This window comes from Micromonospora sp. NPDC049047 (assembly GCF_040649135.1).
Taxonomy (GTDB): domain Bacteria; phylum Actinomycetota; class Actinomycetes; order Mycobacteriales; family Micromonosporaceae; genus Micromonospora.
Genome location: NZ_JBEZEY010000008.1, coordinates 138604 through 161250, shown reverse-complemented (window position 1 = coordinate 161250; position 22647 = coordinate 138604). Strand labels below are relative to the sequence as shown.

Here is a 22647-nt window from a genome sequence, read left to right as displayed (position 1 = left end):
GATCACCAACCCTGAGGACGCTGATGTACCGGCAAGATTCGGAGCCGCGCGGATGAGCGCGGTCATCGAGATCGAGGGTCTGCGCAAGACCTTCCGCAGCCTGCGCAACGGCCGGCGGGTGGCGGTGGACGGGTTCGACCTGCTGGTCGAGGCCGGTCAGGTGCACGGCTTCCTGGGCCCGAACGGTTCTGGCAAGACCACCACCCTGCGGGCCCTGCTCGGGCTGGTCCGCGCCGACGGTGGGCGGATGACAGTGCTCGGTGAACCGTCGCCGGAGCTGCTGCCCCGGGTGGCGGGACAGGTCGGCGCGATCGTCGAGAGCCCGCAGTTCTTCGGCAACTTCACCGGGTACCGCACGCTGCGCCTGTTGGCCAGGGCCGGTGGGGTGCCGGTCTCGCGGGTGGACGAGACGCTGGACCTGGTGGGTCTGCGTGACCGGGCCGACGAGCGGGTGAAGGGCTACTCGCTCGGCATGAAGCAGCGCCTCGCGGTGGCGTCCGCGCTGCTGAAGGACCCACGGTTGCTGATCCTGGACGAGCCGGCGAACGGGCTGGACCCGGCGGGCATCCGGGAGATGCGTGACCTGATGCGGTCGCTGGCGGCCAACGGCGTGACCGTGTTGGTGTCCAGTCACATCCTGGGTGAGATCCAGTTGATCTGCGACCACGTCACGATCATTTCGCGCGGGCGCCGGGTGGCGGCCGGTCGGGTGGACGAGGTGCTGGCGGGCCACGACCGGCACGAGTTCCTGGTGCGGGTGGCCGAGCGGGAGCGCGCTGTCGAGCTGCTGCACGCGGCCGGGCTGACGGCGGTCGTCGACGGCGAGGCGCTCGTGGTGAGTGGCGTGAGTGACCCGACGGAGGTCAGTCGGGTGCTCGGCGAGCAGGGGCTGTGGGTGGGCGAGCTGACGCCGCTGCGGCCGGATCTGGAGAGCGTCTTCCTGGAACTGACCGGCGGGTACCAGTCGCCGTCGGTGCCCCGGCAGGTCGACGGCTCGGCGCCGCCGGACGGCGAGCGGGGCGAAGCTGTGATTGACCTCGATCGGGGAGTGGACGCGTGAACCTGGTTCGTGCCGAGGTGGAGCGGCTCTCCGGTCGTCGCTTCGTGCAGCTCATGGTCGTCCTGTTGGCGTTGGCGTTCGCCGTGACGGCGGCGACCACCCTGGCCGGCTCGCACAAGCCGAGTGCCAGCGAGCTGAACTCGGCGCGGGAGCAGGCCGCCGAGCGGCGGCAGAGCATGGAGGCTGCCTACCAGGAGTGCCTGGCCCGGCAGAGCGGGTCGTTCCCGGGTGAGGACAGCGGACGGTACCTGCCCGCCGACTGCTCCGAAATCGACCCGGTGCGTCAGGAGCGCTTGCCGATCGTCGCCGACTTCCTGCCGGGGGTGTTCAGCTTCGCCCAGGAGGCGCGGCCGCTGCTCTACTTCCTCATCGCGTTCCTGGTGCTGTTCGGTTTCCTGGTCGGTGCCTCCTACATCGGCGCTGACCTGAACTCCGGCGGTGTGGTGAACCTGCTGCTCTGGCGGCCACGCCGGTTGACGGTGCTCGGGGCCAAGTTGGGCACCCTGCTCGGTACGGTGCTGGTCCTGGCGCTGCTGGCCTCGGTGGCCTACCTCGCCACGTTCTGGGTGATCGGGCAGACCGCCGGGTTGCCCAGCCAGTTGGACGGCGATTTCTGGGCGTCCCTCGGTGCGGTACACGGCCGTGGCCTGGTGCTTGTGTTGCTGGCCACGGCGCTTGGCTTCTCGATCGCCACGCTGGGTCGGCACACCTCGGCGGCGCTGGGGGCGGCTGCCGCGTACCTGGTGGTGTGGGAGTTGGGGGCGCGACTGGTCCTGGAAATCGTTGATGCCCGCCGGCCGGACCAGTACATGCTCTCCAGCTACATCGCGGCGTGGCTCACCGGCAAGGGCGAGTTCTGGGATCCGCAGCGGTGTTCCTCCGACACCGGCTTCTGCGACGGCACCTACAGCCTGACCTGGGGCCCGGCCCTGGCGGTGTTGCTCGTGCTGACCGGCGGCCTGACCGCTGCGGCGTTCGCCGTGTTCCGTCGCCGCGACCTGCTCTGAGTCGCGGTCCACCGGGCCGCCCGCCCAGCCGCGGGCGGCCCGGTGGCGAGCCGTGCCCCGGCGACCCGAGCGCTCTCCGGGCGCCGTGGCAGCACGACAAGAGCTTGCAACCTTTCAAGCACCGGTGAAATATTCCTTCACATGACCGGCGCAGCGGGCTCAGCCGACGGTGGAGCCGAAGACCTCGTCGCGCACGGCGTCCAGGGCGGTGCGCAGCGCGCCGTGCAGGATCGGCTCCTCGGTCAGCCCGGTCGGCACGACGCGCGGCTGAACCAGGGTGATCGCGGCCACCTCGTGCTGCACCCGTTCGGCGAGTGCGGCGCCGCCGGCCTGGCCCACCTCGCCGGCGAGCACGACAAGCGGCGGGTCGAGCACCACGCAGGTGCTTGCCACACCGAGCGCGAGCCGACGCGCCAACTCGTCGAGCATCGGGCCGCCGTCGGCGCCGGCCGCGACTGCCGCGCGCACCGCCCCGGCGGCGTCGGTGTCCGGGTAGCCGTGTTCACGGGCCAGTTCCCGGACCGAATCCGCACCGACCAACTGCTGGAAGGCGGGCTTGGCGCGGCGGGAGACGTCGCGTGGGATGGGCGTGCCGGGCACCGGCAGATAGCCGATCTCACCGGCCGCACCAGTGCTGCCGTGGTGCAACCGCCCACCCAACATGATCGCCAGGCCCACGCCCGCGCCCACCCAGACCAGCACGAAGTCCGCCAACCCCTGCGCGGCGCCGGACTGCGCCTCGGCCACGGCGGCCAGGTTGACGTCGTTCTCGAAGACCACAGGGGTGCGCAGGTCGTCGCGCAGCGCGGCGAGCAGACCGCTGTGCCAGCGCGGCAGGTTGAAGGCGAACGTGATGTCGCCGGTGCCCGGATCGACCAGGCCCGGGGTGCCGAGCACGATCCGTCGTACGCTGCTGAGCTGCGCCTGGGCGCTGCTGGCGGCCCGCACCACCGCGTTGTGCACGACGCCCACCGGGTCGTCGGTGTCCCGGGTCGACTGCTCCACCCGGCCGATGACCGAGCCGGTGATGTCGGCACAGGCGGCCACCACGCGGTCCGGCCCGACGTCCACGCCCACCACGTGCGCGCTGCCAGGGCTGACCGCGTAGAGCTGGGCGTTCGGCCCCCGCCCGCCGGCCTGCTCGCCGACCCGCGTGACGAGACCGCGCTCCTCCAACCGCTCGACGAGTTGGGAGGCGGTGACCTTCGACAGCCCGGTCAGCTCGCCGAGCCGGGCCCGGGTGAGTGGACCGCGTTCGAGGAGCAGTTCCAGTGCCGCACGGTCGTTGAGCGCCCGCAACAGACGGGGGGTGCCGGGCAGCCGGGTCGCACTCATGACACGTCCTCTAGTTTTAGTAAACTTTGCTAACTGTAAACCGACCTGCGAACGGGTAGCCGTAGCGTATCGGCCACCCGGAGGTGGGACGCTCCGCCGATTCGGCAGGGCGGGCACCACCACCGGTACGACGTTTCGTACCCGCAGGGGCACCGAAGGGGGAGATCGCGTGGGGCTGGATCCAGGACTGCGCCGGCTGGCGCTCGGCACGTTGCTCGCCGCGTACCCGGGACCGGTCCCGCCGGACTGGGCGATCGACCTGCTGGCCGACGGCCTGGCCGGGCACACCCTGTTCGGCACCAACGTGCACGACCCGGCCCAGGTGGCAGCGAGCACCGCCGCGCTGCGCTCCGGTCGACCGGACGCCCTGATCGCCATCGACGAGGAGGGCGGTGACGTGACCCGGCTGGCGCACTCCACCGGCAGCCCGTACCCCGGAAACGCCGCCCTCGGCGCGATCGGCGACGTGGCGCTCACCCGCCGGGTCTACCAGTCGATCGGCGCCGAACTGGCGGCGCTGGGCATCACCGTCAACCTCGCCCCGACGGTGGACGTCAACACCGCCGACGAGAACCCGGTGATCGGCACCCGGTCCTTCGGCGCGGAACCGGTGCGGGTGGCCGCCCACTCGGCCGCCGCCGTGACCGGGTTGCAGGCCGCCGGTGTGGCCGCCTGCGCGAAGCACTTCCCCGGCCACGGCGCCACAGTCGCCGACTCCCACCACGAACTGCCCACAGTGGACGCATCGCTGAGCCTGCTCCGCCAACGGGACCTGCCGCCGTTCGGGGCGGTCGTCGCCGCCGGGGCCCGCGCCGTGATGACCGCGCACATCCGGGTGCCGTCGCTCACCGGCGCCGATCCGGCCACCTTCAGCCGGGCCGTCCTTGTCGACCTGCTCCGCGCCGACCTCGGCTTCACCGGCACCATCATCACCGACGCGCTGGAGATGAAGGGGGCCGCCCTGGCTGCCGGCGGGGTCGGCCCGGCCGCGGTCCGTGCCCTGGCGGCCGGCGCCGACCTGCTCTGCATCGGCGCGCGGGTCGACGCCGACCTTGTCGAGCGGGTGGCCGCCGAGATCGTCGACGCCCTCGCCGACGGCCGGCTGGCGATGGCCCGGGTCGAGCAGGCCGCCGGTCGCGCCGCCGAGCTCGCCGCCTGGACCCGGGCCGCCGCCGGGTCGTCGACGGCCGGGGACACCGAGTTGGGGTACGCGGCAGCGCGGCGCGCGGTCCGGGTGGACGGGGAGCTCACCGGCCTGGACCGCCCGCTCGTGGTGCAGCTGCACACCGAATCGACGATCGCCGAGGGGCGGGTGCCGTGGGGACTCGGCCCCCACCTCGACGGGGTCCCGGAAATCCGCGTGATCGCCACCGAGACCGACCCGGCGACGCTGCGCGGGTTGGCCGGGGACCGTCCCATCGTGCTGGTGGGGCGGCACCTGCACCGCCTGCCCGGCGGCCCGGAACTGGTCGCCGGGCTGGCCGCCGAGCATCCGGTGACAGTGGTGGAGATGGGGTGGCCGGCACAGTGGCGCCCCGCGGGCGTACGCGCCTTCGTCACCACCTACGGCGCGAGCCACGCCAACGGCCGCGCGGCCGCCGAGGCGCTCGGGCTGGCCCGCTGAGCGTCTCACGGCGGCCACCGGTCCCGACAGGTCACGATGGTGCACGCTACGTTACCGAGCCGGCCGACACCCTCAATCAGCTCAACCGCAGGTCAAGTCCACTTTTCGACACTCCGAACCGACAGCTCACACCTTGCCCCACGCCAATTCGATACGTAGCGTGATCGACACGTGCCGGCCCGAGGTGGGTCGGCATTCCGAAACCGGGGCCTGGGGGGGAGGTTGCGGACCGTGGATCCGGCCCGGGATCCACGGTCCGCCCGCGCCCGGCGCCGCTCAGCGCGGATAGACCCCGTACGCCCGCCAGCCCCGATCCGGAAACCCGGCCGCGTCGGCGACCCGGGCCGAGGCGACGTTGTCCCGCTCGTGCAGGTAGGTCGGCACCGCCCCCTCGTCGAGGACCCGCCGGGCCGCCTGTGCCACGAGTTGGCGGGCCAGGCCGCGACCCCGGGCCACCGGTGCGGTGCCGACGGCCAACTCGTGCCCGTACGCGTCGTGCCGTTTGATCCCGACACCGGCCAGGTAGTCGCCGTCCGGGTCGCGGACCACGAGCACCGGCCGGTCGAAGAGCCGCAGCCAGGGCGGCAGCCCGGGAGCCGTCGGCGGGGTCCACTCCCCCACGTCGGGAAGCGGCGCGGGGGACACACTCCACCGGAAGGAGCCGTCGTGCACGCACCAGTCGGGCAGCCCCACGGCCTGCGGCAGCGCGGCGAGCAACCGGTCCGGGGTACGCCGGAGCAGCGAGCGGATCGCCGCCACCCGGTCCGGCGCGACGGAGAGCACGCCACTGCGCCCGGTGTCCACGGCGAGCGCGGGGCGCAGCCTGCCGTCCCAGGCCGGTGCGGCCCGCCGGTGCGAGGCGACCACGTGCAGCCCCGCTCCGGCTGGCCACTGGCCGAGCCAGGTGGCCAGATGCAGATGGACCCGCCGGTCGAGCATGTCCACCTCCCCGTCGGTCCACCCGTCGTGGATCACCGTACGCCGGCTGGGCCGGCCGGGCGGACGATCGGTCGGGACACCTCGACCGGACGCACCGATCGACCGTCATAGGTATTTCCTTACCTGGACACCTTTGTTTGCAACGGTAGGGCCATGCCGAATGAGCCGTACCATCGCTATCAGCAGGACCCCGAGTCGCGCTGGCACGCGGCGCAGACCGCACGCGGCATCCCGCCGCAGCCCCGTTACCGGAATCCCCGCCGAATCGGCGGGAGCGTCCTGTCCTGGGCGGGGCTGAACAACCTGGCCGCCGGCAGTTCCAGCCGGCACCGGCCGAACACGCACTGACCCGCCGGCCCGGGTGCCCGCGGTGCGTCGGGTGGCGACACACCGGGGAGGTCCAGCGCGGGCTTTCGCACACCTGTCGGGTAATTTCTTGTGGTCCGGCATCCCGGCCTACGACAGGAGAAGCTCCGCGCATGGGCAAGAAGACGATCCACGTCTCCGACTTCACCGGCACGGTTCTGCAGCAGGACGACGAGGTGGTGCGCGTCGTCGTGCTGGAGCACCCGGACCTGGTCGCCGGGCCCGTGCAGTTGGACGCCACCCCGGGCGAGGTGGAGAACATCGACGACGCCGCCCTGGACGTGGCGGTGGTGGAGATCCACGACCGGCACGGTGGCGGCGAGCCGCGTCGAGTGGTGTTGACGGCGAGCGAGTTCGACGCGATGGCCACCGACGTACCGATGGCGCGGTTGCTGCGGACGGCCGAGCGGGTCCGCCCGCCGAAGGCCCGCAAGAGCGCCGAGAAGATCGACTACAGCACGCTCGAGCACGCCGGCAAGCCACACCGCGGCCGGGTCACCGAGGAGGAGGCCCGACTGGTGCGCGAGCAACTTGACGAGGTCAACAAGCGCCTCGCCGACGCGGGCGTGCGCCAGATCGATCCGACCGATCCGGAGCACGCCCTGCGTTACGGCTTCCCCGAGGCACCCTGACGTCGGGTCCTCACTGCGGCGCGGTGAAGGCGGCGAGCGCGGCGGCCAGGTCGGCCTCGACCGTCGCCTTGTCCAGGCCGAGATCGGTCAGCACGCCGGTGCCGTCCTCCTGCTCCAGCAGGGCGAGCAGGAGGTGTTCGGTGCCGATGTAGTTGTGCCCGAGGCGCAGCGCCTCCCGGAAGGTCAACTCCAGCGCCTTCCTGCCGCGCGCGTCGTACGGGATGAGGTCCGGGACCTGCGCGGCCGGCGGCGGGAGGACGGCGGCGACCGCCTCCCGCACGGCCTCGGCGGTGGCACCCCGGCCGGCCATCACCCTGGCCGCCAGCCCCTCCGGCTCGGCCAGCAGGCCCAGCACCAGGTGCTCGGGGCGGATCTCGGCGTTTCCGCTGGCGCGGGCCTCCTCCTGGGAGGAAATCACCACATTGCGGGCCCGGGGCGTGAACCGCCCGAAGGATTCGTTCAGGTCGAGCGGCGTGCCATCTGTCGCCTTCGGCACGAAGCGCTTCTGGGCCGCCTGCTTGGTGACCCCCATACTGCGGCCGATGTCGGTCCAGGAGGCGCCCGAGCGGCGGGCCTGGTCGACGAAGTGCCCGATCAGGTGGTCGGCGACCTCGCCGAGGTGATCGGCGGCGATGACCGCGTCGGTGAGCTGGTCGAGCGCGTCGGTGTGTGCCTTCTTGATGGCCTGGATCAGGTCGTCGAGCTTGACGGTGTTGCTCATCGGAAGAGGTTCTGTCATGCGTCAACCATAGGTTGACGACCTGACTTCGTCAACCACGAGTTGACGACGGTCGGCGGTTGGTGGGCGCGGTGGCCCGCTACGGTGGGCTCCGGTCGAAGCGCGGGGTCACCGGCGGGAAGGGCGGGCATGCGTCTGCACGTGGGGTGCGCGATGTGGAGCCACCGGTCGTGGCCGGGACACCCGCTGCCACCGGCGGAGCGCCTGCGGCACTACGCCAGCTGGTGTGACGCCGTGGAGGGCAACACGACGTTCTACGCGACCCCGGCCCGGGACACCGTGTCGTCGTGGGCCGCGCAGACGGATTCCGACTTCCGGTTCGTCCTCAAGCTTCCGAAGGTGATCACCCACGAACGCCGGCTCACCGCCGTCGGCGAACCGCTGCACGCCTTCCTGGACGCGATCGAACCGCTCGGCCCGCGCGTACACGCCCTCTGGATCCAGTTGCCCGGCTCGTTCGCCCCCGCCGACGTCCCGACCCTGCGCCGCTTCCTCGGTCAACTCCCGCAGTCACACCGGTACGCGGTGGAGGTCCGCCATCCCGCGTTCTTCACCGACGCCGACGCGGCCCGGCTGCTGGAGGCGACCCTCGACGTCGCGTCCGCCGAGTGGATCCCGTTCGACACCACCGCCTTCTTCGCGAGCCCACCCAGCAGCGACGCCGAGCGGGACGCCTGGACCAAGAAACCACGCGTGCCGCGCCGAACGGTGGCGCTCACCGACCGGCCGATCGTGCGCTACCTCGGCCGCGACGACCCGGTGCGCACCGTCGAGGGGTGGCAGCGCTGGGTCGACACCACTGTCACCTGGCTCCGCGAGGGGCGCTCGCCGACGGTGTTCATCCACACCCCGGACAACGCCGACGCGCCGGTGCTCGCCCGCCGATTCCACGACGAGGTACGGGCCCGCGTACCCGCACTCGACGCGCTGCCCGAACCGATACCGGTCGAGCCCCTCACCCTCTTCTGACCCGGGGTGCTCAGCGCCGCTCGTCGAGGAGGCCGTCCAGGTGGGCGGCGGTGCTGATCAGCGACAGGTGGCTGAACGCCTGCGGGAAGTTGCCGATCTGCGCACCGGTCGGGGCGATCTCCTCCGAGTACAGCCCGAGCGGGCTGGCGTAGGTGAGCATCTTCTCGAAGGTCAACCGTGCGTCATCGAGTCGACCGGCCTGGGCGAGCGCCTGGACGTACCAGAAGGTGCACATGTTGAAGGTGCCCTCGGTGCCGGCCAGGCCGTCCGGCGAGGCCCTCGGGTCGTAGCGGTAGACCAGGCTGTCGGAGACGAGTTCGGCGTCCATCGCCTTCAGCGTCGACTCCCACATCGGGTCGGTAGGTGAGATGAAGTTCAGCCCGGGCATCGCCAGGAGCGAAGCATCCAGGATCTCCGACCGGTAGTGCTGCACGAACGCGCGCCGCTGCTGGCTGAACCCACGGGTCATGACCTGCTCGTAGATCGCGTCGCGTTCGGCAGCCCAGCGGGCGGTGTCACCGGGGCGCCCCCTGCGCTGCGCGATGCGGATTGCACTGTCGAGTGCGACCCAGGACAACACCCGCCCGTAGGTGAAGTCCTGACGGCCGGACCGGGTCTCCCAGATGCCGTCCTCGGGTTGGTCCCAGTGCGCACAGAGCCAGTCCATCAGCCCTGTCGTCTTGCGCCAACCCTCGTACGGCGGGATCAGCCCGTTGCGGTCGGCGAGTTCCAACGAGAGGAGCGCCTCCCCGTAGATGTCGAGTTGCAGTTGGCCCGCCGCACCGTTTCCGATCCGCACCGGGGCCGAACCGCAGTACCCCTCCAGGTGATCCAGCACCTCCTCCGACAGGTCCGGTGAGCCGTCGATCCGGTACATCACCTGGAGGGGGATGTCGCCGTCGCGGGCCGCACGAATACGGGCGTCCAACCAGAGCAGATACTTCTGGGCCTCCTCGGTGAAGCCCAGGCTCAGCAACGCGTGCACCGAGAAGGACGCGTCCCGGATCCAGGTGAAGCGGTAGTCCCAGTTGCGCTGCCCGCCGATCTGCTCCGGTAGGCCCGCGGTGGGCGCGGCGACCAGGGCGCCGGTCGGCGCGTACGTCATCAGTTTGATGGTCATCGCCGACCGCTCGACCATCTCCCGCCAGCGACCCGTGTAGCGGGAACCGCCCGCCCACCGCCGCCAGTAGTCGCGGGTCTCGGCGAGCAGTTCGCACGCCTCGTCGGTGCTGAGCGCTCGGGGCGCGTGTGGGGAGGCCGTCTCCAGGGTGACCCCGCCGATGTCGCCGTGGCGAAGCGTGAACGACGCGGACACGCCCTCGGTGTCACGTCGGATGTCCGTCGCGTTGAAGATCCGTTCCACGTTCTTGAAGGCGGCGAGGGTGAGGGTGAGCGTCCGACTCCGGAAGACGTCGCCCTCGGGGTGCACCTCCAGCTCGTACGGGTCGCGCCCGTAGTTGAACCGTGGGCGGCAGTCGAAGCGGAAGCGCATGCTGCCCCGGACCATTCGGACCAGTCGGATCAGGCGGTGCTGGTCGGTGGCGCGTTCGCCGGTGACGGGCATGAAGTCCAACAGCTCGCCCACGCCGTCGGCGCTGTGGAAACGGGTGATCAGGATCGGCGTACCGGGCAGGTAGAGCTGCTTGCTCGTGTAGTCGACGCCGTCGGGCGACAGCTGGAAGTGGCCGCCCCTGCGACGGTCCAGCAGCGCGGCGAAGACGCTCGGCGAGTCGAAACGCGGCGCACAGAACCAGTCGACTGTCCCATCCGTGCTGATCAGCGCCGCGGTCTGCAGGTCACCGATCAGCCCGTGGTTCTCGACCGCCGGGTAGCTCTCCACGCTCTCCCCCGCCATCAGTCGTCGCGACGGCGGCGACTACCCGGGAACCGGGGTGCGTACACGCCCCGACACCGTCGAAACCACTCGGTGGCGCGCACCACCTTTCCGTGCTGGCCTCGCTCAAGCCGACCTGACGTGGCCGGCTCCCACGCGGGCGCCGCTTGTCGGCTCAGTCCCACTCTTCCCGGTCCGCCGTCTGCCGCACCAGCGCTGCCGCCCTGTCGGTCTCCAACCCGCTGGCGATGAGGAGGTCCTGGGCGGCGGTGCGGAAATCACCCGTGGCGATCATTCCCGAGTAGCCCAGCCGGTGGGTGTGCGGGCGGGTGGGATCTGGCGCGGCGCCCCCCTGGGCCTTTCCGATCAGCTCGACGGCCGTCAGGATCTGCTGGCGCGCAACCTTCGGCTCGGCCTTTGCGCGGATGGCGCATCTCAGGGTCTGGATGCTGGTGGCCAGCAGGTCGACGGCCGTGGCGAACTCCTCCGGCAGCGGCTCCTCATCCCGGAGCGCTTTGACGAGTCTGCGCGCGATGGCCCGAAAGGCGTAGAAGCTGCGCTCCATATGTCGGACGGCCTCGGAGTAGAAGTCCACTGACCGACGTTCGTGCCACCGTGTCGGTGCCAGTCGCGCCACTTCCTGGGCAGCCCCGAGACCCTCGTCCAGCGCGGTCATCCGCGGTCCAAGAGTCCGTAGCTTGCCCAAACTCTGCTCGGCAACCCCAAGGTCCCGACGACGCAGCGCCGTGGCCAGGTCGTGCAGGATGGCGAGTGTCGGGTCGATGATCGGTTCGGCCAGCCGCCGCACCGTCCGCCGCGGGTGGATGGGCACCAACAGCAGGCCGACCACCAACCCGACCAACCCGCCGACCGCGGCGTCGACGAAGCGGGGGATGGACAGATCACGCACGGGTGGTTCCAGGGTGGCGATGAGCACCGCCGTGCCTCCGGCCTGGGTGAGCAGTGATCCACCACCCTTGAGCAGCACGGCGACGATGATCGCCAGCACGACGACCACACCGGTCTGCCAGGCGCCGATGCCGAACAGCGGCATGAGCAGGTCACCGACGGCAAGCCCGAGGACCACCCCGACCAGCAGCTCGATGGTGCGCCGCACCCGTGACCCCATCGAGGCGGCCACGATGCCGACCGCCGTGGTGGGCGCGAGGACCGGGGTCGGATTGTCCAGGAACTGGTACCCCACGAACCAGGCGACTGACGCCGCGACGCCGGCCTGCACGGCGAGCAGCCCGAACAGGCGCAACCGCCAGGCGCGGATGCGTACCGTGCGCCAAGCCCGCTCGCGCAGGCCGGCCAACCGTCGGGACACCCCGTTCGGTTCCGGGCCGGGGTGGGCCGTCGGCTCCTGCTTCGCGGGCATTCGCGCCGCTTACCCGCCGACGGCGTACCTATCCGCGAACCGGGTGGGTGGCCCGGTCAGTGGGCGGGATTGGGGGTGTGCGGGAGTTTGCCGAGCTGCCGCCAGTCGGTCTCCGCGACCTCGACGCCGTAGTGCTTGGCGGCGGCGAGGATGTTCTGGAAGGCCAGTTCCCGGTCCGCGTCGGTGACGCCCTGCACCTGGTCGAACCGGGCGATGGCGTTACGGACGTGACCCGCGTCGGTCATGGGTTCCTTGCGCTCCTTGGGGAACGCGAAGACGGTCTCCGGCAGCTCGCGCTTGTCCTTGCTCGACAGGCCGCCGTGCTTCTCGTGGGGTTTCCAGGTCGACTTCATCACCCCGCTTTACCCGCACGTCGAGCGCCAGCACCTCCCCCGCCGACAATTTCCGGGCCCGTCGACCTGGCGGCGCGGGCGGGGCACCCGCCGTCGATGTCGACGCCGGGTGCCCCGCGACCTGGGTGGAGATCAGCTCAGCGAGCCGCTACCCCCGGGCTGCACCACACCGTTCACGGTGAGCTGGTACGGCGCGTACTGCCGCACCTGCTCGGTCGGCTCGTCGTACGCCACCACGGCGACGACCTTCGGGAAGGCGTCCAGCACGGCCAGCTCAAGCTTGCCAATGGTGACCTCGGAGCGCCCGTTGGACTCGAACTGCCAGGCGATCGAGTGCTTCTCGTCGATGCCGATGAGCCGCAGGTTCCAGTTGCTGACCCGGATCGGCCGGATCTCGGTAGGCGAGTCGAACGGCGCCAGGCTGCTGCCGTCGCTGACCAGCTTGCCGCCGACGGTGATGTCGTCGATCAGCAGGCCGCCCTCGTTGGTGCCGCCATCGCTCACATATTCGAAGCCGAGCAGCACGGTCTTCCCGGCGTACGCCGACAGGTCGTACGAGTGCGCCTCGAAGCCGGTGGTCGTGCCGTTGAGCGCCGGGCCGCGCGGCCCGTCCACGGTCCGGTCACCGGGGATCGCGGTGTACGTGGCGCCGCCGTCCGTCGACACCGTGACGTAGCCGTAGTCGTAACCGGCCTCCGCGCCGTACTTGGCCTGGAACCGCAGCGTCGGGTCGGCGGTCGGCACGGCGACGGAGGTGACAGCCACCGAGTCGAGGCTGTTGGCATTGCCGGAGAAGAGCACGGCGTTGCCCGGCCGGTCCGGGTCCTGGCTGGTGGTCGTCCAGGACAGCGGGAGCGCGGGCAGCGTCTGCGCGCCCCAGAACTTCACCGACCGCAGGTCGCGACCGCTGAGCACCTTGCCCTTGGCCGTGCCCAGCTGCACGTAGTCGGCGCCGTTCGGGGCGGCCCCCGGCGTACCGTTCGCCGCGGTGCTGGCGAGGTTGACAGTGGAGCGCAGGCTCGGCGTGGTGACCCGGCTCCGGGCTACGCCGAGGGTGATGCCGAACTTCGACTCGCCGACGAGCTTGTCCAGCAGCGTCATCGACTGGAAGTCGTGGATGACCTGGTAGACGTCGTGCACCCCGACCGTCTCCAGCGCGGCGTCCAGGCTCGCGAGGCCCTGCCGCTCCCCGTCGCGGTGCAGCCGCGACATGAAGGCGGCCCCGTAGCGGTCGTACAGGAACAACATCATCGAGTACGCGCTGCCGTAGTCGGCGAGGACCGCGTTCGGGTTGGGGCTCTCGTCCCACAGGGTGAGGGAGTTCTCCGGTCCGCCGCAGTCACGCGGGTTGGTGTTGTACGGCGTCTGGACCGTGCCGAACCCCTGGTAGCAGTAGAGGTGACTGTCGGCGCCCCGGTCGAAGACGGTCGCCTTCGAGTCGCTGTACCCGGTCAGCGACATGGCGAAGTCGGAGAGCCCCTCGTTGATCCAGTTACCCTCGAACGGGTCCGCGTAGTAGTGCGTGAGGTGCTGCCACTCGTGCGCGAACGTGCCCTCGTAGCTGTTCGGCCGGGCGCCCCGACTGGTGCACAGGTCGTTCGTCGGCTCGTCCGGCGGGTTCGCCGTCATCCGGTGCAGCCAGTCGAACGCGTCGACGGTCATCACGTTGCGGTCGAACAACTCGTTGAACTGCGCGGAGAAGAACCCGGCGATGTACGTCGGCGCGGCCGGGAACGTGTAGTAGTTGTCGTCCCGCACGTTGTCCACGAGCGTGACGGTCTTGTTGCCGGCACCGGTGTAGACCCCACCACCGCCGTTGGCGTCCGGCCCGATCAGGGCGTTGGTGCCGTCCCGGTCCGGCGGGGTGCTGAAGGCGGTTGTCTCCTTCGGGTACATGTTCGTGTCGAACGCGTCGACCAGGTGCTGCACCTGCGCGTCGGTGATCTGCGTCGACGACGGCACCTGCGCCCGGCAGTCACCGGCCGGGAACGCCAGGTCGTTGGCGACCCAGACCTCGATGTGTTCACCGACGGCCCGCAGGGTGTAGTCCTTGCGGTAGATCGAGCCCTGGACGTCGTCGAGGCCGAGCCACTGACGGACAGTGCCGACCGCCGGCGTCTCGACCGACTGCGCCTGCTTCCGCGCGCCGGTGCGCGGCTGGTACCGCGACGGTGTCTCGACCGGCTGCCCGTCGAGCGTGAAGTCCTTGCGGGTGAGCTCACGCATGTCACTCGGCGGGGCGACCTTCGGTGCGACGGCTTGCGCCGACGCCGGCGAGGTAGCGGCCACCACGGTGAGCGCCGGTAGGACGAGGACGGCGGCGAGCGCCCCAGCTATGCGGGTGCGTGCCATGGAACCTCCTTCGGGTGATTACCCGGTTCCCGCGGTGCGACCGGTGCCGGCCGCCCACGATGATCTTCGAACCGTCGTCACGCTAGTCCCGGCAGGCCGCAGCCCGCGACGGGACGTCAGCGCGATAGATATCACCAATGAAGAACGACAATCCGTAACATTCGGTTGCTCCGCGGCCGTGGCCAGCAGTGACACACCGACCAGTGTGGACACCCGAGCCGCACACCCCGGGGAGGGCCAGAAAAAGCCCGGGGCCAGGCCCGTGTCGGCCTGGCCCCGGGGTCTGATCGGTCAGCTACGCAGCGTCCACTGCTGGTTCGCGCCGCCGTTGCACGACCAGAGGATCATCTTGGTGCCGTTGGCGGTGGCGGCGCCGTTGGCATCGAGGCAGAGCCCGGACTGACCGTTCGTGATGGTGCCGTTGCTGTTGACGTTCCACTGCTGGTTCGTGCCACCGTGGCAGTCCCAGATGATGACCTGGGTGCCGTTGGCGGTACCGGCCCCGGAGGCGTCCAGGCACTTGTTGCCGTACACGGTCAGCTGCTTGCTGGCGGTCTGGGTCCAACGCTGGTTCGTGCCGTTGGAGCAGTCCCAGAGTTGCGTCTGGGTGCCGTTGGTGGTCGAGGAGTTGGGCACCTCGACACAGCGGCCGGACTGGCTACCCACGAGCTGCCCGCTGCCCGTACCGCTGCCACCACCCTGTTGCTGCCGGACGATCGAGGTCGACTCCGCCGACCGGTTGCCCTGTGCGTCGACGACGTAGAGGCGGTACTCGCCCTGGGTCGCCGGTACGGCGATGGAGGTGGCGGTGCCGGCCGCCCTGGTCATCGTCGCCCCGGCGGTGAAGGTGGTAGTGCCGTACGGCGCCAGCCAGACCGACTTGGTGGCGTCGCCGGTGCTCCGGATCGGGATCGACGCCGTGGCACTGGCGACGAACGTACTGGCCGGCAACACGTAGTTCGGCGCGGAGAAGTTGCCCGCCGGGATGATGTCCCGGTACGCGTCCTCAAGGCCGGAGTTCGCCGCGATGCTGTACGCCGCCGCCGGCCAGACATAGTCGGAGGAGACGAGGATGTCGGCGACAGTGCTGTTCGGCAGGTTCTTGTTCGAGACCTTGTTGATGGGACCGTAGATCTGGGTGATGCTCAGGTCGTGCTTGCGGCCGAAGTCGTCCGAGTTGATCATCCAGGTGACGTTCTTGTCGATGCTCAGCACGTTGTCGCGGAAGGTGATGAACGCCGATCCCTCGTCCGGGTGCAGCCCGTACTTGTGACCCGAGGGCACGCCCTGAAGGTAGTTGTTGGTGATCGTCGTCCCGGGCTGACTGCCGAGCGTGTAGATCGGCGCGGTGTCACTGAGGCGCTGCACCGTGTCGATGATGTGGTTGTAGCTGATGGTGTTGTTCCGCGCCGTCGTGGTCGGCCGGTTGGGCACGATCGAGCCCGACGACCCGTCGAAGTTCCACCAGCCCCAGCCCATCGTGATGCCGGACCACGGCGCCTTCTCGATCCGGTTGCGCTGGATGGTGAGGGTGTCGACGAAGTACGCCGAGATGGGGCTGTGCCCGTTGAACAGGACGGCACTGTCGTACAGATAGTTGTTCTTGATGTCGATGTTCTTCGGCAGCCCCTCGACCTGCGCGGAGTACTTCTCCCGGTTGGTCGACGTGCCGTCTCCGATGTAGACGTGCTGGGGATGGCCGACATCGATGGCCGATCCCGCGACATCGTTCGTGTGGTTGCCGATCAACTGTGAGTTCTGCACGTCGTTGACCATGCTGACGCCATCAGCGCCGGTGTGTTGGATCTTGTTGCGCTGAAGCAGGATCCCGTCGGCGTTCTGCACCTGGACGATGCCGGGAGTGACGTCGACGTTGCGGTAGTAGTAGACGTGGAAGTTGCCCTTCGCGTACACCTGGGCGCCGAGGTTGCCCTGCTGCGCCTGCTTGAAGGACGAGCCGGCGACGTTGAACAGGTTCCAGTCGGAGTGCTGGATCGTCAGGCCGGAGATGGTGATGTTGCGGGCGTGGCTGCTCGTCGAGGTGCCGGCGATTCGCAGCAGCGTGGTGACGTTGTTCGGTGCGTAGACCGTCGCGGTCGACATGTTGTCGGCGCTGGCCTTGTAGTAGTAGACCGTCTTGGTGCCCTTGTCGAAGTAGAACTCGCCGGGTGCGTCCAGGAACTCGTAGGCGTTCATGAGTTTGTGGGTGCCGCCGACCTGGGCGTTGCCGTTGAACGCGCCCTGGGCGATCGCGGCACCCGGCTGCTGGAACAGGGCAACCCGGTTCGCGCCGTCGGTGGTCACCTGGCGGACGCCCACGATGGCAGTGGTCCAGGTCGTGCCCGTCTCGATTTCGATGTCGTCCTGGTTGCGCGCGATGGCGGGGAAGTCGCTCTGGCTGTATTTCGCGCCGTCACACTGCGACCCCGACTCCCAGGCCCACGCGGCCTGGTTGGCCGTGATGTTGTACGTCCCGTAGCAGCCCCCGGAGCTGACCGTCTTCGTCGCCATGACGGCCCGCTTGTCATTGACGTACAGCGCCCGCAGCTTGTTGGCGCGGTCCAGTGGCGCCTTCCAGATGTTGCCGCTGTGCTGGGTCCACCCGGTCACCTGGACACCGCCGTCGAGGACGGGCCGCTCACCGGGGTAGGCGCCGTAGCTGATCCGGAATCCGTTGGTGCCCGAGTCACTCGCGCCGAATTCGACAGTGCTGCTGATCGGATAACTGCCGCCGCGCAGCAACACGTTGATGTCGCCGGTCATATTCGTGTTCACCGTACGAACGACGTCCCGGGCGCGTTGCAGAGTCTTGAATGGGGAGTCGAGCGTGCCCGCGTTCGCGTCGTTACCGTTCGGGGCGACATAGTAGGTCGCCTGGACCGCGGCCGAGGCCGGCAACTGATTCGTCAGCACGGCCGGCACTGCGGCCGAGACGAAGACCGCGAGCGCCAACAACGACGTTCGAGCGGTGGATATGGCTGATTTCACGTACTGTTCCCTTCACTTGCCGTCGACGGGATGCCGAATGTGGGTATCGAGCGACGAGCACGGAACAGCGACGCCACTAAGGACTGGCGGAGGGCTGCTGTTGCCCGACCGCACTCTTTTTCCAATCGCTACGAAGCTCTCCCCCGGACTGTATGTCGAACGTGTGACGAATGCAACAGCAATTAAGAGTGGTCAATACGCAAAGTCCCCCGTACCGGGCAGATCGTCCGACGCCCACTCCACGGCCTGCCTGCATCGTCCGATGAATCCGCGCCGAGGACCGGACCGCATCCGGGACGGTCCAAGCAGGATGAGTACGAGCACTCATCCTGCCGCTACCGTCGGTCGGCATGCTCGACGCCATGGCTCATCCCCACCCAACGACCGACCACGTCGATCGAGGCACTGCGGCTTTCCCGCTACGGCCGCGTGGCCGGCGACGGACAACGCCTCGACGACCTGCCGGCACCCGTCGTCGCGCCATCGCCTCGCCACTGGCCAGTGCAATTGTGGTGGCGCTCTGCCTGCTGTCGGCCGGCTGCGCGCAGTACGGCGACGGCGACTCGATGGCACGGAATCAGGCCGCGGCCGAGGCGAGAAACCTCAACGAGAAGCTCGGTACGCCGAACCGGGTGCGGGATGCCGAGTACATCGCCGCGACCGCCATCCTCGAACCGACAAGCGCCGACCCGCCGGGCGTCCAACGTGAGCCGCTGGCCTGGTCAGGCCGGGTCTTCGGGGACGAGCAGGCCATCATCGACGTCCGGATCACCGTGCGGGTCGAGGAGAGTCACGGGAACTTCGGCGCTCCCGGCAACTCCGCCGGCCAGGCCACCCGGTGCTACAGGTACCTGCTGAAACTCTATCGCTCCGCATCATTCAAGGAGATCGACTGCCCGTCCGTGGTGACCCCTCCGGTGCCCACGGCCAAGCCGTACCCGGACATGCCCAAGGACGCTGTCGAACGACTCACCGCGGTGCTGCGCACCGCCACGCCCGACACCCTCGCGGCCGCCGTGCGGGCCGCCTTCCCCGAGAAGCACGTCACCGTCGACACGACCACCCACCAGAACGCCCTGGTCGCCGTGCTGGCCGTGCCCGCCGAGCGGGAGTGCGTCCTGCTGGTCCGCACCGCCGACGGAGCCATCAAACAACCGGGGTACGACCGGGAGTGGCTGGAACCGGGCGAGATGGGTTGCAACACCGGGTTGTACGTCTCACCACCGCGTTAGCCGAGGATGCGCTCATGCGCTGCTGCTACAGGGCCTGGTCGCCGTACCTGACGCCGACGCTGCGGGCTGCTACCACCCAGGGACCTCAGACCCTGAACGAGGTGCCGTCTTGTTCACGAGGAGGAGACCTCAGAACGGAGCGTTCGGTCACTGCCCCACGACCATGCGTCGCTGAGCCTGCGGACAGGCTGGAAATGTGTTCCTTCGATTGCAGGGACTCCATAAGATCTCCAACAATCAAGGAGGATGACTCGGTGGGCGATTTCCAGCGGTTCGTGGAGGATGTGACGCAACGTCTGTCCACTATGGCCAAGGGCGAGTTGTACGTCGTCGGCGACGGACTCGACAGGGACTCACTCTGGCTCACCTTCCTCGACTCCTTCCCTCCCGGTACCAACCCGCGGTTCCGTGAGCGAGCCGCGTACGACTGCGCGACCTGCCGCGGGTTCATCAAGCACTTCGGTAACGTCGTCGAGATCCGCGACGGTCAGGTCCGCTCCGTCTGGTCCGGGGTGTCTGCATCCGACCCGGTCTTCTCAGTGGTCGCCGCCGCAATGGACGAATTCGTCGGCACGCTGCCGTTGTCCACCATCTTCCGGTCGAGTCAGGCGCAGTACGGGACGAGGACCACCCGGTCGTTGCGCGACGGCCAGGTCGAGGTGTGGCACCACCTGCACGGCCCGGTGGAGAAGCGGCACCGCACCGAGGACGTCGGCGCGGCACAGGGCACCTTCGACGCTGCGGTGCAGGTCTTCCAGCGTGGCCTGGACGAACTGACCCCGCACGCTCTGGACACCGTCTTCGGCCTCATCGACGACAACGCCCTCTACCGCGGCGCGGAACATCGCCCGGCGGTGACCGAGTTCCGCTCACTGCAGAAGCGGTGGACCCAGGCGACCGACCGACGCGCCTTCGTCTTCGCCAACGCCGCGAACCCGGCGGCCCGGTTCCGCAACACAGTGATCGGCACCCTCGTCCAGGACCTGTCCACTGGTGCGGACCTGGAGCAGGCGGTCCGGTCGTTCGAGGCGAAGGTGGCACCGCAGAACTACCAGCGCCCCACCGCGTTGATCACCCCAAGCATGGTCAAGGCCGCCATGAAGACCATCGCCGAGCTGGGCATCGAGGAGTCGTTGCAGCGACGGTTCGCCCGGCTATCCGACATGTCGGTCACCAATGTGCTGTGGGTCGACAACGACACACAGCCGCGGATGAAGGACGGCCTCGAAGGGCTGCTCATGCAGGCGGCCACCACCCGGTCGGGTGCGTTCCTCCGCGACGCCAAGCCGGAGGAGATGCCCGTGGTCGCCTTCATGAAGAACATCCTGCCCGGCGCCACCGCCATCGACCTGTGGGTCGCCAGCACCCACGAACCGCACCTGGTCAGCCTCACCACCGGCCAGCATCCGACGGCTCCGAGGTTGTTCCGGTGGGACAACGATTTCGCCTGGTCCTACGGCGGCAACGTCACCGACTCGATCAGGGAGAGGGTCAAGCGGGCGGGCGGCAACGTCACCGGCAAGCTGCGGGTGAGTCTGTCCTGGTTCAACCGTGACGACCTCGACCTGCACGTGTATGAACCCAACGGCGAACACATCTGGTACCAGGAGAGGCGCAACAAGCTGGACGTCGACATGAACGCCGGCGGGACGCTCTCCCGCGAGCCGGTGGAGAACGTCACCTGGAGAGGCCGTATCCCCGACGGGGAGTACCGGATCGAGGTGAACCAGTACCGCAAGCGGGACAGCGCGCAGGTCGGCTTCGTGATCGAGACCGAGAGCAACGGAAAGATCGAGCAGTACCGCCACGAGCGGGCGGTCGGCCAGAAGGAGACCATCGAGGTGGGCCGGATGACGGTCGCCGACGAGGTGATCACCGCCTTCCGCCCGGGCAAGGACATGCAGCAGGGCAGCGCGAGCCAGGACCTGTGGGGTGTTACCACCGAACAGTTCGTGCCGCTGTCCACCATCATGTACTCGCCGAACTACTTCGACGACAACGAAGTCGGCAATCGCCACTACTTCTTCATGCTGAAGGGGTGCGTGAACGACCAGCCGACCCGGGGCATCTACAACGAGTTTCTCCGTGGCGACCTGCAGCCGCACCGCAAGGTGTTCGAGGTTCTCGGCGATCGCACCAAGTGCGAGCCTTCCCCCGATCAGCTGTCCGGCCTCGGCTTCAGTTCCACGGTCCGCGACTCGGTGATCGCCAAGGTGACAATGGCCGGCGGCCGGCGCCACCTCATCAGCATCCAGTTCTGATTTCCTAGAGAGGCCATCGTGACCATTTTCGAGCAGGCCACGCGGGAGAAGTTCCGCTACCCGTCGATTAAGGGACTGCTGACCACGGAACAGCTGTGGGAGCTTCCGCTGACCGCCAAGTCCGGCTTCAGCCTTGACGACGTGGCCAAGGCGGTCAACGCCGAACTCAAGGCCGTCGACACCGATTCGTTCGTGGCCACCGAGGCCAATCCGGCCAAGGCGACCCTGGAGTCCAAGCTGGAGGTCGTCAAGCACGTCATCGCCATCCGCATCGCGGAGGACCAGGCGGCGAAGGCGGCGGCGGCCAAGAAGCTGGAGAAGGAAAAGCTGCTGGCGGTCCTGGACCGCAAGCAGGACGCGGCCCTGGAGAACCTGACCGAGGCAGAGCTGTTGGCCCGCATCAGCAACCTGTAGCCCGAGGGCCCGGGGCTCACCACTGGCTGGCGTCGCGGGCCCGGAACCACCGACGCCGGCCACGGCCATGACCTTGTCGGGCACTGGCCGCCCTCGTGCCGTGGTCGGCACTGCATCATCGGTAACTGACTGGGCCGCTCTACGGGGACCCGACGGGTGGAAGCGTGTCGTCGTCGTGGCCGGTCTGGGCTGGCCCGGCGGCAGCCGCGAGGGCCTGGGCGGCCTCGTCCAGGGCCGTGGTCTCGGTCAAGCCATAACGTCTGATCGTTCGCCGACGATCGGCTCCGAACCAGTCACCGGTCGACAAGATCTTCCCCGCCGTGCACGCTCCACCAACTCGGCGCGTGCCTGCGCAGCGTTCCCGAGAAGCGGGTCAGCAGCAGCCAGTCGGCGTCGAGGATCAGCGCGGCGTCCTCCGACCGCTCGTCCAGCACCCGGGCCACGGACGCCAGCATCGCCCGCGTCGCCCGGTCGGAGGATTCGCCCTTAACCAGCCGGAAGCCGATGGTCACGTACCGCTCCGGTTCCCACTCCCACATCGCGCCACCACCATCCTCGGCCTCGAAGTAGCCGTGGGATCCGGCGTGGATGCTCACCGTGTAACCGCACCGATCGCTGAGGTCCGCACTCAACACCCGTGGCCTGCCATCCACCGCCGACTCCTCGGTGCCGTCCGGAGCGACGACACCGGCCAGCACATCGAGAGGAATATCGCCGGCCAGCGTCAAGCGGTACTCGGTCGCCATGGACAGCCCTTCAGTCTCGTCGCAGAATCTGGATTATCGCCCCGCTGCGCGTCACCGCGACCAGTTCCTTCAATCCTGCGATCGGCCAGTCGTCGAACTGCTTCTGCAACGACCCGAGATCGCCACGCCAGTCGTGGAGGTTCACCATCACCCGTTGGGTCTGCTCGCTGGCGATCTTGTCGGATACCCCGCTCCACACACCTCGCACGCTCTTCGCCGGCATCGGGGAGTAACAGTCGAAGACATGTCCCTCGATCAGGTAGTCGGGATCCTTGCCCGCTTTCCCGGAATCACCGGTACCGAGCCGGGCATCGGCGATCTCCTGCCGGGTCGGGTTCTGGTGGAGTCGGTACCCCTGGGCAGCGACGGTATCGGCGCACTGGTTCTCCAGTTCCAGGGAGCGCCGCACGCGTTC

Annotated in this window: 19 protein-coding genes; 9 read left to right on the top strand and 10 right to left on the bottom strand. The window is 69.1% G+C overall.

Translation table 11 applies throughout. The annotated features are described in order from the left end of the window. Positions 1 to 52 precede the first annotated feature (52 nt). Positions 53 to 1060 (top strand): ATP-binding cassette domain-containing protein, encoded by a 1008-nt coding sequence (locus AB0B86_RS15395; RefSeq protein ID WP_357407762.1) that lies wholly within the window; start codon positions 53 to 55, stop codon positions 1058 to 1060. Further along, positions 1057 to 2067, top strand: a complete 1011-nt coding sequence (locus tag AB0B86_RS15390) for an ABC transporter permease subunit (protein WP_357407760.1) — start codon at positions 1057 to 1059, stop codon at positions 2065 to 2067. The genes AB0B86_RS15395 and AB0B86_RS15390 overlap by 4 nt, the downstream gene beginning before the upstream one ends. Before the next feature lie 159 nt (positions 2068 to 2226). Here AB0B86_RS15390 and AB0B86_RS15385 read toward each other — a convergent pair whose 3' ends face one another. Next, positions 2227 to 3402: an ROK family transcriptional regulator gene (locus tag AB0B86_RS15385; RefSeq protein WP_357407758.1), complete on the bottom strand. Its 1176-nt coding sequence runs from the start codon at positions 3400 to 3402 to the stop codon at positions 2227 to 2229. Positions 3403 to 3571: 169 nt separating this feature from the next. Here AB0B86_RS15385 and AB0B86_RS15380 point away from each other — a divergent pair, with 169 nt between their 5' ends. Continuing rightward, positions 3572 to 5026, top strand: coding sequence for a glycoside hydrolase family 3 N-terminal domain-containing protein (locus AB0B86_RS15380; protein WP_357407756.1), 1455 nt, complete (start codon positions 3572 to 3574; stop codon positions 5024 to 5026). A gap of 276 nt (positions 5027 to 5302) precedes the next feature. Here the strand turns inward: AB0B86_RS15380 and AB0B86_RS15375 are convergent, their stop codons facing one another. Next, positions 5303 to 5965, bottom strand: coding sequence for a GNAT family N-acetyltransferase (locus AB0B86_RS15375; protein ID WP_357407914.1), 663 nt, complete (start codon positions 5963 to 5965; stop codon positions 5303 to 5305). Positions 5966 to 6118: 153 nt separating this feature from the next. Between AB0B86_RS15375 and AB0B86_RS15370 the strand changes: the two genes are divergently transcribed. After that, the gene (locus AB0B86_RS15370; RefSeq protein WP_357407754.1) at positions 6119 to 6313 is read left to right on the top strand and encodes a DNA repair protein; all 195 of its coding nucleotides are present in this window, start codon (positions 6119 to 6121) and stop codon (positions 6311 to 6313) included. A gap of 131 nt (positions 6314 to 6444) precedes the next feature. Further along, positions 6445 to 6963 (top strand): hypothetical protein, encoded by a 519-nt coding sequence (locus AB0B86_RS15365; protein WP_357407752.1) that lies wholly within the window; start codon positions 6445 to 6447, stop codon positions 6961 to 6963. A 10-nt stretch (positions 6964 to 6973) separates the two neighbouring features. Here the strand turns inward: AB0B86_RS15365 and AB0B86_RS15360 are convergent, their stop codons facing one another. Beyond that, positions 6974 to 7702 (bottom strand): Clp protease N-terminal domain-containing protein, encoded by a 729-nt coding sequence (locus AB0B86_RS15360; protein ID WP_357407750.1) that lies wholly within the window; start codon positions 7700 to 7702, stop codon positions 6974 to 6976. A 153-nt stretch (positions 7703 to 7855) separates the two neighbouring features. On the opposite strand from AB0B86_RS15360, the gene AB0B86_RS15355 reads away from it, so the two are divergent. Then, positions 7856 to 8671, top strand: a complete 816-nt coding sequence (locus tag AB0B86_RS15355) for a DUF72 domain-containing protein (protein WP_357407911.1) — start codon at positions 7856 to 7858, stop codon at positions 8669 to 8671. A 10-nt stretch (positions 8672 to 8681) separates the two neighbouring features. Here AB0B86_RS15355 and AB0B86_RS15350 read toward each other — a convergent pair whose 3' ends face one another. From AB0B86_RS15350 to AB0B86_RS15330, 5 genes are all read right to left on the bottom strand, one after another. After that, complete coding sequence (locus AB0B86_RS15350) at positions 8682 to 10511, bottom strand: glycoside hydrolase family 15 protein (protein ID WP_357407910.1); 1830 nt, start codon at positions 10509 to 10511, stop codon at positions 8682 to 8684. Positions 10512 to 10680: 169 nt separating this feature from the next. Beyond that, positions 10681 to 11886 (bottom strand): FUSC family protein, encoded by a 1206-nt coding sequence (locus AB0B86_RS15345; RefSeq protein ID WP_357407748.1) that lies wholly within the window; start codon positions 11884 to 11886, stop codon positions 10681 to 10683. Positions 11887 to 11942: 56 nt separating this feature from the next. Beyond that, a complete protein-coding gene (locus AB0B86_RS15340; RefSeq protein WP_357407746.1) occupies positions 11943 to 12239 on the bottom strand; it encodes a DUF6582 domain-containing protein in 297 nt (98 codons plus the stop codon). A 132-nt stretch (positions 12240 to 12371) separates the two neighbouring features. After that, positions 12372 to 14591, bottom strand: a complete 2220-nt coding sequence (locus AB0B86_RS15335; protein WP_357418315.1) for a choice-of-anchor J domain-containing protein — start codon at positions 14589 to 14591, stop codon at positions 12372 to 12374. Positions 14592 to 14882: 291 nt separating this feature from the next. Beyond that, on the bottom strand, positions 14883 to 17579 hold the full coding sequence (locus AB0B86_RS15330) for a ricin-type beta-trefoil lectin domain protein (protein WP_357407742.1): 2697 nt from the start codon (positions 17577 to 17579) through the stop codon (positions 14883 to 14885). A 566-nt stretch (positions 17580 to 18145) separates the two neighbouring features. Between AB0B86_RS15330 and AB0B86_RS15325 the strand changes: the two genes are divergently transcribed. The 3 genes from AB0B86_RS15325 (at position 18146) to AB0B86_RS15315 (ending at position 21486) form a co-directional block, all read left to right on the top strand. After that, on the top strand, positions 18146 to 18811 hold the full coding sequence (locus tag AB0B86_RS15325) for a hypothetical protein (RefSeq protein WP_357418314.1): 666 nt from the start codon (positions 18146 to 18148) through the stop codon (positions 18809 to 18811). 254 nt (positions 18812 to 19065) lie between these two features. Further along, complete coding sequence (locus AB0B86_RS15320) at positions 19066 to 21072, top strand: hypothetical protein (protein ID WP_357418312.1); 2007 nt, start codon at positions 19066 to 19068, stop codon at positions 21070 to 21072. A gap of 18 nt (positions 21073 to 21090) precedes the next feature. Continuing rightward, positions 21091 to 21486, top strand: coding sequence for a hypothetical protein (locus tag AB0B86_RS15315; protein WP_357407736.1), 396 nt, complete (start codon positions 21091 to 21093; stop codon positions 21484 to 21486). Between the two features lie 293 nt (positions 21487 to 21779). On the opposite strand, the gene AB0B86_RS15310 is transcribed toward AB0B86_RS15315, so the two are convergent. After that, positions 21780 to 22232, bottom strand: a complete 453-nt coding sequence (locus tag AB0B86_RS15310) for a SitI3 family protein (RefSeq protein ID WP_357418310.1) — start codon at positions 22230 to 22232, stop codon at positions 21780 to 21782. 10 nt (positions 22233 to 22242) lie between these two features. Continuing rightward, positions 22243 to 22641 (bottom strand): hypothetical protein, encoded by a 399-nt coding sequence (locus tag AB0B86_RS15305; RefSeq protein WP_357407732.1) that lies wholly within the window; start codon positions 22639 to 22641, stop codon positions 22243 to 22245. Between the last annotated feature and the right edge of the window lie 6 nt (positions 22642 to 22647).